Raw genomic sequence first — 11,878 nt, 5'->3', positions numbered from 1 at the left:
CAGCGGCGGCGAACCGGCCGCCGCTGCCCTTTCTCCGGGACAATGAAGGCGTCGCACCGTCTCTGGCGATTTGCATCGTCATGGTGGACACTGAGCGCCAGTCGAACATGGACCGGGACTGATGGAATGAGCGGGTGGCGGAGCGTGCCGGCGTCGTGGGTGGCGCGGAACCGGTCCAAGCTGGTGCATGCCTTGCGGATGACCGCCTCCACCCTCGCAACCTTCGCGCTGGCGGAGGTGCTGGACCTGCCGCAGGGCTTCTGGGCCGTCATCACCGCGCTGATCGTCACCCAAAGCAATGTCGGCGGCTCGCTGAAGGCGGCGCTGGACCGCTTCGTCGGATCGCTGGTCGGCGTGGCCTATGGCGGGGCAATCGCCATGCTGATCCCGCACACGGACGGGCTGGCGCGTGCCGCGGCGCTGCTTGCGGCGGTGGCGCCGCTGTCCTACCTCGCCGCCAAGTCGGCCGGTTTCCGCATCGCGCCGATCACCGCGATCATCGTGCTGCTGGGCAGTGCCGGAGCCAGCCTCGGCCCGCTCAGCTTCGCCACCGACCGCATGCTGGAGGTCGGGCTCGGCTGCATCGTTGGGATCCTGGTGTCGATTCTGGTGGTGCCGGCTCGCGCCTCGCGTTCCGTGCTGGACACGGCGGCGGAGGTGGCGCGGCTGATGGCGGAGCAACTGGACGCACTCGCCGTCACCGACGATGCGTCCCAGGCCGTCATGAACCGGCTGGTGGTGCGGACCCGGCAAGCCCTGACCCGGCTGGAAACCCTGGTGGGCGAGGCTGCGCGGGAGCGGCGGAGCCGGCTGGCCGACATGCCCGACCCCGATCCGCTGCTGAGGACGCTGATGCGGTTGCGGCATGACGTGGTGATGCTGCGCCGCGCGGTGGGGGAGCCTCGGCAGGATATCGCCGACCGCGACGTCTGCCCCGACTGGACACCGGTCGCGGCGGCGGGCGCATCGACCCTGCGCGGTCTGGCCGACGCCCTCGCCACCGGCCAGCCGCCCGACCGCTCGATGGCACTCGCCGATGCGCTGGCGGGCTACCGGGCCGGAATCGACCGCACACGGGCGGAAAGGCGGACGCGCGACATGCCGACCGACTGGCTGTGGCGGATGTTCGGCACCGGCTTCGTGCTGGAGCAGTTCCGCCGCAACCTGGACGACCTCGTCGAACGGACGGCGGACTTCGCCGCCCATCGGTAGGCTGCTGCCGCCGGACGGCGAAAGGGCCGGCACCGCGAGGATGCCGGCCCTGGCCGTTTCAAGAAGTCCGGGCGTGCCCGGTCAGCGGTCGCCCAGATCGTGCTCGATCTCGGTCACCAGCCGTTCGGCGCAGTGCAGCGCCCGCTGGCGGTCGTCGTCGCTCATCCCCTGCATGGGGTCGGACTGGGCCGGGAAAGATTCCGACCGGCAGAGCCGGCGGCCCGAGGCGCAGACCATCACTTCATAGTGGCGGCTGTCCTCGTTGAACAGGCACTCGGACTCGAAGCCCTTGGCATCGGTTTCGGCCCACATGATCGTCTTGCTCATCGTCCGGCTCCTTTTGGTCTGGGTCGGGCTGGTGTTATTTGGCGTTCGCCATGGCGACGGCGGTGTCGGCCATCCGGTTGGAGAAGCCCCACTCGTTATCGTACCATGCCATGACGCGAACGAAATTGCCGTCGATGACCTTGGTCTCGTTCAGCGCGAAGGTCGAGCTGTGCGGGTCGTGGTTGAAGTCCGACGACACCAGCTCCTCGTCATAGGCGCTCAGCACGCCCTTCAGCGGGCCGTTGGCGGCCTCAACGATCGCCTTGACGATCTCTTCGACCGAGGTGGCGCGCTTGGACGTGAACTTGAAGTCGACGACCGACACGTTCGGGGTCGGAACGCGCATGGCGGTGCCGTCCAGCTTGCCCTTCAGCTCCGGCAGGACCTTGCCGACCGCCTTGGCCGCACCGGTCGAGGTCGGGATCATGTTCAGGGCCGCGGCGCGGGCGCGGTGCAGGTCCTTGTGGTTGGTGTCGACGATCCGCTGGTCACCCGTGTAGGAGTGGATCGTCGTCATGAAGCCCTTTTCGATGCCGACCAGATTGTTCAGCACGAAGGCCACCGGGGCCAGGCAGTTGGTGGTGCAGGACGCGTTCGAGACGATCTTGTGCTCGGCGGTCAGCTTGTCGTGGTTGACGCCGTAGACGACGGTGATGTCCTCGTCGGTGGCCGGGGCCGAGATCAGCACCTTCTCGGCGCCGGCTTCCAGATGCTTGGCGGCATCGGCGCGCTTGGTGAAGATGCCCGAGCATTCCATGGCGATCTCGATGCCGAGATCCTTCCACGGCAGTTTGGCCGGGTCACGCTCCTGCACGACCTTGATGGAGTGGCCGTTGACGATCAGCACGCCATTTCCGTTTTCATCGGTACCGGTCTCGATGGTGCCGGGGAAGCGGCCGTGGACGCTGTCGTACTTCAGCAGGTGGGCGTTGGCCTTCAGATCGGCGAGGTCGTTGATCGCCACGACCTCCACGTCCTTGCGGCCGCTCTCGTAGATGGCGCGCAGAACCAGACGGCCGATGCGGCCGAACCCATTGATCGCTACCCGTACAGCCATGATGTGCTCCAGTCGTTCGGTTGCGGTCCCGTGCCGGTTGGGGCGGAGACCTGATTCAACCGGGGAATGCGGGTTTCAGTCCGCAGGAATTGCAATTTAAGGGAGTGCTTTTGCGTTCACGCAGGGACGGCGCGCGGCGACATCGCATCCAGCCACGCCGGCAGGGCGTCGCGGCTGGTCAGCTCGTTGAAGCGGTCCTCCACCCCGGCGGCAGCCAGGGCGGCGATGGTGTCGTCACCGGCCGCCACCGACCGCAGGCCGGCATCGCGGGTGCGCCGGGCGATGAACCATGCCAGCGCGTTGGTGCCGCCGTCGAAGGGGGCGATTTCATAAACCCCGAGCGGTCCCGTCCACACCACGGTCCGGGCGCCCTCGACGCAGGCGGTCAGCCGCGCCGCCGTCGCCGGACCGATGTCGAGCACCATGTCCTCCGGCCCGATGGCGGCGCAGGGGACGACGCGGTCCTCCACCCCGTTTTTCGCTTCGGTTGCCACCACCACGTCGACCGGCAGCAGCAGCTCGCAACCGCAGGCCTTTGCCCGGTCCAGCAGCTTGCGGGCTTCGTCGATCAGCCCGTAATCGCACAGCGAGGCGCCCATGTCGGTGCCGGTCGCCGCCAAGACGGTGTTGGCGATGCCGCCGCCCAGCGCCAGAACGTCGACCCGCGTCACCAGCCGGATCAGCAGATCCAGCTTGGCGGACAGTTTCGCACCGCCGACGATGGCGCAAACCGCGTGATCGGATCGTCCCGCCTTGCGGGCAGGGGTGAACAGGGTTGACTGCGCCGGCCCGCTCGCATCACGACCACCCGTGATCAGATGCAGCCGGCCGGTCAGTCGGGGGGCCAGATTGCCTCGGACATCGGTCGTAAGCATGATGCTTGTCCTTTCCTTCGAACCAGTCTTGTTCTTCGTTCTTTGCCGTTCAGGCGGTCCGGATCGGTCCGGGGCCAGAGTGTGTCGTGCAAGGCTTCGGTGGGGACGCCGCGGCGCGGCGGGTTTCGCGGTAGAGGATCAGCAGTCCGCTGCCGATCACCACAGTGGCGCCGACGATCACATGCGGGGCCGGCACATCGCCCCAGACCAGCCAGCCGAGGATGGTCGCGTAGATCAGGCTGGCATAGCTGAAGGGGCCGACCACCACCGCCCGGGCCAGCGAATAGGCCCGCGTGCTGAAATACTGTGCCCCGCCGCCGGCGATCCCCATTCCCGCCATCAGCGCCAGCGCATGGCCGTCCGGCGTCGTCCAGCCGAACGGCAGGGCCAGCGCGCTGAGCAGGGTCGAGACCACGGTGAAATAGAAGACCGTCGTCACCGGCTTTTCCGTGCGGCCCAGCTGGCGCATGGCGATCATCGCCAGCGCGTAGCAGACGGCGGCGGTCAGCGCCACCAACGCCCCGCGGTCGAGCATGCCGGCGCCGGGCTGGACCATGATCAGCACCCCGGCGAAGCCGACCGCCACCGCACCCCAGCGGAAGGCGCCGACCCTCTCCCCCAGCAGCGGCACCGAGAGGGCGGTGAGGAACAGCGGGGCGGAGTAGGAGATCGCCACCGCATTGGCCAGCGGCATCAGGTGATAGGCCCAGAACAGCAGCACCATCGATGCCAGCCCGACGATGGCCCGCCACAGATGCCCCTGCCAATGGTCGGTGGGCAGGCAGCTCCGCCCGCCCGCCGCGGCGACCATGGCGACCGCCGGCAGCAGGGCGAACAGGTTGCGGAAGAAGGTGACCTCGCCCAGCGGATAGCTCTCCGCCAGGATCTTGGCGAGTGCGTTCATGATGGTCATCAGGGCCATCGCCAGCAGCATCGACAGGATGCCGAGTCGGACGTTTTCCGGCGGTTTGGCGGCGGCGCTTGTAGGGACCTGTTCCATGATGACGCTTTCCTGCCCCGGGGAGGTCTCCCCCTCCCGTTCTGGGAGAGGGAGAATTGCCGGCGTCTGCTGCGCTTACGCCGCCCGTTCCAACTGCTCTGCTGCAATCACGCCCAGCGTGTGGCGGGCGATCATCCGTTCCTCGTCGGTCGGGATGATGAAGACCGGCACGCGGCTCTCCTGGGCGGAGATGCGGGTCGCCTTTGCCCGATTGGCCGCCGGGTCGATGGCGACGCCGAGCCAGGACAGCTTCTCCGCCACCCGCGACCGCACCAGTGTGGAGTTCTCGCCGACGCCGGCGGTGAAGACCACCGCGTCCAGCCCGCCCATCGAGCCGGCCAGCGCCGCCACCTGCTTGGCGACGTTGTGGCAGAACAGCTCCACCGCCTCGGCAGCCGCCGGCAGGTCGGAGTTTTCCAGGTCGCGCATGTCGTTGGAGAGGCCCGAGACGCCCAGCATGCCCGACTTGTGGTAGAGCAGCTTCTCCAGCTCGTCGGCGCCGTAGCCCTTCTCGCGCATCAGATAGATCAGCACGCCGGGATCGATGGTGCCCGGCCGGGTGCCCATCGGCACGCCGTCCAGCGCGGTGAAGCCCATGGTGGTGTCAACGCTGTGCCCGCCGCGCATGGCGCACAGGCTGGCGCCGCTGCCGAGATGGCAGACCACCACATGAGCGTCGGCCAGTTCCGGCGCCACCTGGGGCAGGCGGTGGGCGATGTACTCGTAGCTCAACCCGTGGAAGCCGTAGCGGCGGATGCCCTCCGCCGTCAGTTCGCGCGGGATGGCGAAGGTCTGCGACTGCCAGGGCTGGGTCTGGTGGAAAGCAGTGTCGAAGCAGGCGACCTGCGGCAGCGACGGATAGACCTGGGCCAGCGCCCGCATGGCGGCGATGTTGTGCGGCTCATGCAGGGGAGCGAGCGGGATCAGTTCCTCCAACTGGTCGAGCACCGCCGGGGTGACGCGCACGGGTGCCGAGAAGCGGGTGCCGCCATGGACGACGCGGTGGCCGGCGGCCACCAAAGTGGCTCCCTTCAGCGTGTCGCCGATCCAGTCGAGCAGATGGTGGAGCAGCTCCGGACGGCCCGGATTCTCTCCGTCGGTCCAGCTGTGGTCGGCGATCTTGTGGCGGGTGGCGTCCTTCGCCTCGAAGCGGGGAGCGGTGCCGATGCCGGAGATCTGGCCGGTGACGACCGGCTCGATCTCGGTGGCGCTGCCACCCTGGAAGACGCAGAATTTCAGGCTGGAGGAACCCGCATTGATGACGAGGCAGGCGTCCTCGCTGGAATTTGACAGTGCGACCATGACGGGGATGTCCTATTCGGCGGCCAGCGCGAGCTTCGGCTGGCGTTTGGCGGCGGCGACCAGCGAGGCGACGGCGCAGGAGGCGAGCCGGGCCCGCACATTGTCGGCGCGGCTGGTGAGGATGACCGGCACCTTGGCGCCCAGCACGATGCCGGCGAGGTCGGCATTCGCCAGGAACGACAGCTGCTTGACCAGCATGTTGCCGGCCTCCAGATCGGGGGCAAGCAGGATGTCCGGCTGGCCGGCGACCGGGGAAGTGATGCCTTTGGTGCGCGCCGCTTCGGCGGAGATGGCGTTGTCGAAGGCCAGCGGGCCGTCGAGGATGCCGCCGGTGATCTGGCCGCGGTCGGCCATCTTGCAGAGTGCTGCGGCTTCCAGCGTGGTGTTGATCTTCGGATTGATCGTCTCGACCGCCGACAGGATGGCGACGCGCGGGGTGGCGACGCCCAGCACCTTGGCGAGGTCGATGGCGTTCTGGACGATGTGGACCTTGTCCTCCAGCGTCGGATAGATGTTGATCGCCGCGTCGGTGATCAGCAGCGTCTTGGAGTAGGTCGGCACATTCATCAGGAAGACGTGGCTGATCCGGCTGGCGGTGCGCAGGCCGGTTTCCTTCTTCACCACCTCGCCCATCAGCTCGTCGGTGTGCAGGCTGCCCTTCATCACCGCTTCGGCCTCGCCGGTGCGGGCCAGCGCCACGGCAGCAGCCGCGGCGGCGCGGCTGTGGGCGGCATCGACGATGCGGTAGCGGGCGATGTCGAGCCCGCCGGCCGCGGCGACCTTGCGGATGAGGGCTTCCGGCCCGACCAGGATCGGCTCGATCAGCCCGGCCTCGGCCGCCTCGACGGCGCCCTGAAGCGAGCTGGCGTCGCAGGGATAGGCGACGGCGGTGACGACCGGGGGCAGCTCGTCGCATTTGGCGAGCAGGGCGTCGTGCTTGTCGTGGCGGATCATCTGGATCTGCGGCAGCTCATGCGCCGGGCGGACGACCTTCTGGGTCGGGGCGACCACCTCGGCGGTGCCCAGTACGACGATCTCGCCATCCTGGTTGGTGCAGACGCAGTCGAAGACGACGACGTTCTTGGCCGGACGCTTCTCGATCACGGTGACGGTGGCGGTGACGATGTCGCCCAAGCCCACCGGGCGGCGGAACTGCAGGCTCTGGCCGGCGTAGAGCGAGCCGGCGCCCGGCAGGTAGGTGCCCAGCACGCCCGAGATCAAGGAGCCCGACCACATGCCGGGACCGATCACCTTCTGGAATCGGCTGTCGGCGGCGAATTTCGGGTCGAGATGGGCCGGGTTGATGTTGCCCGACACGGTGGCGAACAGCTCCACATCCATCAGGGTGAGCTGGCGCGACAGGCTGGCCGACTGGCCGATCTGGATTTCGTCGAAGGTCACATTCTCGACGACGGCGCAGGCGCCGTTGCCGGAAGCTTCACCACTGGCACGCATTTTTGAACACTCCGGTTGACCGGGTCGAGCGAGCGGCCCGTTTTCTACGGTCCGAAGGGGCGGCGTCGGGAGGGGACGGAAACGGTGGCCGTCCAATGTTTCATCCGGGATCGTCGCCCGTTTTGCGCCAGCGTTCTGCGCCGCGCCGGGAACCTTAGATATATTAATATATTAACTGTGCATCGCAACATGGAACCGTCGAAAAGCCCGGTCCTTGACACTATGCCGCAGGTGGCTCAAGGCCGATTTCTGCGGGATGGCCGGGCGGGGCTTCCCCCTCCTCCCGGGGAGAGACGGGAGGAGGGGGCACAACGGCGGGACGTCTCAGCGATCGGGGCGCCCGCCGCCCGTCCTTGAAATCCCTTCAGGGGCAGTCCTTGCCGTCGTGATCGCCTCTCCGGGGGCAGGAGAGGGGGGCGGAGGATTGCCGGGCAGGGGACTTCAGGAAGCTCGTGGAACTCAGGCCTTCAGGATGCCGCGGCCGGCGAAGCGGGATGCTGCGCCGAGCTGCTCCTCGATGCGGATCAGCTGGTTGTACTTGGCCAGACGGTCCGAACGGCTCAGCGAGCCGGTCTTGATCTGGCCGCAGTTGGTGGCGACCGCCAGATCGGCGATGGTGCTGTCCTCGGTCTCGCCCGAGCGGTGCGACAGAACGGCGGTGTAGCCGGCCTTGTGCGCCATATCGACCGCTTCCAGCGTCTCCGACAGCGTGCCGATCTGGTTGACCTTCACCAGGATCGAGTTGGCGACGCCTTGGCGGATGCCCTGGGCCAGACGCTTGGGGTTGGTGACGAACAGGTCGTCGCCGACCAGCTGAACCTTGCTGCCGATGGCGTCGGTCAGCGCCTTCCAGCCTTCCCAGTCGTCTTCCGCCATGCCGTCCTCGATCGAGATGATCGGGTAGCGGCCGGCCAGATCGGCCCAGTAGGCGACCATCTGTTCCGGCGACAGCGACTTGCTTTCGCCGGCCAGCTCGTACTTGCCGTTCTTGAAGAACTCGGTCGAGGCGGCGTCGAGCGCCAGCATGACGTCGTCGCCCGGCTTGTAGCCGGCGGCCTCGATGGCCTTCATGACGAAGCCGAGCGCCTCGTCGGTCGACCCGATGTTGGGGGCGAAGCCGCCCTCGTCGCCGACATTGGTGTTGTGGCCGGCGTCCTTCAGCTTCTTCTTCAGCGACTGGAAGATCTCGGAACCCATGCGGATGGCGTCGGCGCCGGTCTCGGCGCCCACCGGCATGATCATGAATTCCTGGATGTCGATGGGGTTGTCGGCATGGGCGCCGCCGTTGATGATGTTCATCATCGGCACCGGCAGCAGCGAGGCGAAGGCGCCGCCGACATAGCGGTAGAGCGGCAGGCCGGCATCCTCGGCGGCGGCGCGGGCGACCGCCAGCGACACGCCCAGGATGGCGTTGGCGCCGAGACGGCTCTTGTTCTCGGTGCCGTCGATCTCGATCATCGTCATGTCGAGCACGCGCTGGTCGGCGGCATCCATGCCGGTCAGCGCCTTGGCCAGCTCGCCATTGACCGACTGGACGGCCTTCAGCACGCCCTTGCCGCCGAAGCGGGACTTGTCGCCGTCGCGCAGCTCGACCGCCTCGTGGGCGCCGGTGGAGGCGCCCGACGGCACCGCGGCGCGGCCGAAGGCGCCGGTCTCAAGGCTGACGTCGACTTCGACGGTGGGATTGCCGCGGCTGTCCAGGATTTCGCGGGCGCGGATTTCGGTGATGGCGCTCATGGGAAGGGATGTCCCGTTTCTTGAGGGAATGACAGTTCGCAGACGTGTCGGGAGAGGTTTTGAAGGGCCCGCGCTCAGCGCAGCTTGGGACGCCGGTAGATGAACCAGTAGACGGCACCCACCATCACCGCTCCGCCGATCCAGTTGCCGAGCGTGACCGCGGCGAGGTTGACCAGATAATGGCCGACCGGGATGGACGGCGCGGCGCGGCCGAGGTCGTGCCAGAAGCTGTCCGGCGCGCCCCATTCGATCAGCAGGCCGAGCGGGACGAAATACATGTTGGCGACGCAGTGCTCGAAGCCGGCGGCGACGAAGGCGGCGACCGGGAAGGTGATCGCCAGGATCTTGTCGCCGACGCTGCGCGCGCCCAGCGCCAGCCAGACGGCGAGGCAGACCAGCACGTTGCAGAGGATACCGAGGAAGAAGGCCTGGGTCGTCGGCAGCGAACTCTTCGCCACCGCAAAATACAGCGCAGAGGCGCCGACCGCGCCATGGCCGAAGGTGTATTGTCCGGACAGGAAGACCAGCAGGGCGGTGCCGGCGGCACCGACGAAATTGCCGATCCACACCGTGGTCCACACCCGCATCATCTCGCGGGCATGCAGCCTGCCGCTGGCCCAGGCCATCACCATCAGCGCGTCGCCGGTGAACAGCTGCGCGCCGCCGACGATCACCAGGATCAGCCCCATGGAAAAGACCAGGCCGCCCAGCAGCCGGGTCACACCGTAAGGCAGCATGCCCTCGGCGCCCGACATGGTGACGGTGGCGAACAGGCCGCCCATGGCGATGAAGGCGCCGGCGAGAACCGCCAGGGCGAACAGGGTGGGAGTATCGTAATGTGCCTTCTTGACGCCGAGATTCTCGGCGGCGAGCGCGATGGCGTCGGGCATCAGTGCGTCGAGAGTTTGCGGGGTGGGCTGGCTCCAGCCTCCCACATCCTTGCTGTCCATATTCATCGGTCGATGTCCTCGCTGCCGCGCATCGGTGCAGGCCCGTCGGCGGGTTTTGCGCCCGCCATGTAGCTTTACTACATACTCCTGTCGGGAGGAGGCTGGCAAGCGCGTCGCCTGAGCAATTCGGTCGCAGGGGAGGGTCGGGAATTGCGAAGGAGGTCACAGAAAAACAAGGAATTCAAAGGACGAGGGCAGCGGCTCCCGCGTCACATGCGTCTCTGTAGTGTTGCTACATCATGGCCCTGCCGACTGCTCAGCGAGGGTGCTCACAGACGATGAATCGGCCCCGGCCGGCATGCTTGGCCCGGTAGAGCGCGCCGTCGGCGGCCTTCAGCAGATCCTGGGCGTTGTCCGCATCCCGCGGATACAGCGCGATGCCGACGCTGGCGCCCACCGTCAGGGTGTTGCGGCCGAGTTCGATCTCCGCCGACACCGCCTGGATCAGCTTGCCGGCGACGTGCTCCACATCGCGGAGCGACCCGGGGCCTTCCAGCAGCACGGTGAACTCGTCCCCGCCGATGCGCGCCACGAGGTCGGAAGCGCGCAGGCATGCCGTCAGACGTTCCGCCGTCACCCGCAGCACCTGATCGCCGGCATCGTGACCCAGCCGGTCGTTCACCGGCTTGAAGCCGTCGAGGTCGATGAACAGCAGGGCAAGCGGCTGGCCGATGCGCTGGGCGTGGGCGAGCGCCAAGTCCGTGCGGGCGAAGAACAACCGGCGGTTGGGCAGGCCGGTCAGCGGATCATGGTTGGCGAGATGGTCCTTTTCCGCTTCGCTGCGGCGAAGCATCTCCTCCATCTCCCGCCGGTCGGTGATGTCGCGGGAGATGCCGACGACGCCCAGGATGTTGCCCCGCGGGTCGCGGCAGGCGGTCTTGAGCGTTTCCATCAGCCGGCGCCGGCCGTCGGGATAGACGAACCACTCCTCGCCGCGGGTCATCCCCTCCCGCATGGCACGCAGGTCGGTCTGCCGGCGACGCTCCGCCACGTCGCCATCGACCATGTCGATGTCGCGCAGGCGGCGATTCGAATTGAGGTGCCAGCCGACATAATCGAGGAAGGCACGGTTGTAGTTCAGGAAGACGCCGTCGCGATCCTTGAAGAAGACGATGTCGGGCATCGAGTCGATCAAACTTTGCAGGACGGCACGTTCCTGATGCAATGCCTCCAGTGTGGTGCGCTGGTCGGTCACGTCTTCCATCAGCCACACCTCTCCGCCATGGGTGAGATAGGCGAAGAAACGGATCCAGCGCCGGACGCCGTCCTTGCGGGTGACCTGCAATTCGGTCAGCACCGAGGCCTCCGCCTGCCGCGCGGCATCGTAGCGTTGACGAATTTCCCGGTCATGGCCGGGGTAGGCCGACTTGAACCATGCCTCCATCGTCGGCAACTCGTCCTGCCGGAAGCCGATCAGCCGTTCCGCCGCGCGGTTGACGAAAATCCGCTCGCCCTCGACATAGGCGGCGGCCATCGGCAGATTCTCGACCATCCGCGACAGGTGCAGCTTAGGCGCAGGCGTCGGCTCCATCCCCGCGAGCGGTCTTGCATGGACGAGCATCGCCAGACGCCCGTCCGTCAGGCGGAGCCCCGAACAGTCGCAGGCCAGGACGGTTTCGTCGGCACCCCCGTCCTTTCCCCGGTCGTCTCCCCTGGTGCCGACCGTCCAGCGCTCGCCGATCCGCCCGCCGTCCGACAGGCGCCGGGCATAATCGGACAGGTGCTGCCGGACCGTGTCGGGCAAGCCGCCGACAGCGGCCAACTCCCGGACCGACCGGACACCCCAAAGGTCGCAAGCCGCCTGATTGGCCCACAAGGCATCGCCCGTCTGCAGATCGATGACCCAGACCGGATCGGAGATCAGGCAAAAGGCCGACAGATCATTCGTAGACCAATGACGATCCAACAGGTGGTTGGTGCAGGCTGCGGCGCCCATGGCAAAGGAAGCCCAAGGTGGAAATCG

At 67.4% G+C, this 11,878-nt stretch carries 10 protein-coding genes; 1 reads left to right on the top strand and 9 read right to left on the bottom strand.

Features of this window, described 5'->3' with window-relative positions:
- Nucleotides 1-126 precede the first annotated feature (126 nt).
- Nucleotides 127-1,212 carry an aromatic acid exporter family protein gene (locus tag ABNQ40_RS03370; protein WP_109050735.1) on the top strand — a complete coding sequence of 362 codons (1,086 nt, stop codon included), beginning with the start codon at nt 127-129 and terminating at the stop codon, nt 1,210-1,212.
- Between the two features lie 81 nt (nt 1,213-1,293).
- Here the strand turns inward: ABNQ40_RS03370 and ABNQ40_RS03365 are convergent, their stop codons facing one another.
- The 9 genes from ABNQ40_RS03365 to ABNQ40_RS03325 form a co-directional block, all read right to left on the bottom strand.
- On the bottom strand, nt 1,294-1,539 hold the full coding sequence (locus tag ABNQ40_RS03365) for a hypothetical protein (protein WP_042691513.1): 246 nt from the start codon (nt 1,537-1,539) through the stop codon (nt 1,294-1,296).
- A gap of 34 nt (nt 1,540-1,573) precedes the next feature.
- Nucleotides 1,574-2,596: a type I glyceraldehyde-3-phosphate dehydrogenase gene (gap, locus tag ABNQ40_RS03360; RefSeq protein ID WP_391345526.1), complete on the bottom strand. Its 1,023-nt coding sequence runs from the start codon at nt 2,594-2,596 to the stop codon at nt 1,574-1,576.
- Between the two features lie 116 nt (nt 2,597-2,712).
- The gene (pgk, locus tag ABNQ40_RS03355; protein WP_109050103.1) at nt 2,713-3,471 is read right to left on the bottom strand and encodes a phosphoglycerate kinase; all 759 of its coding nucleotides are present in this window, start codon (nt 3,469-3,471) and stop codon (nt 2,713-2,715) included.
- A 49-nt stretch (nt 3,472-3,520) separates the two neighbouring features.
- The gene (locus ABNQ40_RS03350) at nt 3,521-4,471 is read right to left on the bottom strand and encodes a DMT family transporter (protein ID WP_109050102.1); all 951 of its coding nucleotides are present in this window, start codon (nt 4,469-4,471) and stop codon (nt 3,521-3,523) included.
- 75 nt (nt 4,472-4,546) lie between these two features.
- Nucleotides 4,547-5,773 carry an acetate/propionate family kinase gene (locus tag ABNQ40_RS03345; RefSeq protein ID WP_109050101.1) on the bottom strand — a complete coding sequence of 409 codons (1,227 nt, stop codon included), beginning with the start codon at nt 5,771-5,773 and terminating at the stop codon, nt 4,547-4,549.
- 12 nt (nt 5,774-5,785) lie between these two features.
- Nucleotides 5,786-7,228 carry a bifunctional enoyl-CoA hydratase/phosphate acetyltransferase gene (locus tag ABNQ40_RS03340; RefSeq protein ID WP_109050100.1) on the bottom strand — a complete coding sequence of 481 codons (1,443 nt, stop codon included), beginning with the start codon at nt 7,226-7,228 and terminating at the stop codon, nt 5,786-5,788.
- 459 nt (nt 7,229-7,687) lie between these two features.
- Entirely contained in the window at nt 7,688-8,965 is a 1,278-nt protein-coding gene (gene eno / locus ABNQ40_RS03335) for a phosphopyruvate hydratase (RefSeq protein ID WP_391345523.1), read from the bottom strand.
- Nucleotides 8,966-9,039: 74 nt separating this feature from the next.
- On the bottom strand, nt 9,040-9,921 hold the full coding sequence (locus tag ABNQ40_RS03330; RefSeq protein WP_109048921.1) for a formate/nitrite transporter family protein: 882 nt from the start codon (nt 9,919-9,921) through the stop codon (nt 9,040-9,042).
- Between the two features lie 250 nt (nt 9,922-10,171).
- A complete protein-coding gene (locus ABNQ40_RS03325; protein ID WP_109048922.1) occupies nt 10,172-11,851 on the bottom strand; it encodes a diguanylate cyclase domain-containing protein in 1,680 nt (559 codons plus the stop codon).
- Between the last annotated feature and the right edge of the window lie 27 nt (nt 11,852-11,878).

Source organism: Azospirillum sp. A23 (assembly GCF_042938965.1).
Lineage (GTDB): Bacteria > Pseudomonadota > Alphaproteobacteria > Azospirillales > Azospirillaceae > Azospirillum > Azospirillum melinis.
The sequence above is the reverse complement of the archived record's forward strand: the minus strand, read 5'-3'. Positions and strand labels throughout refer to the sequence as shown.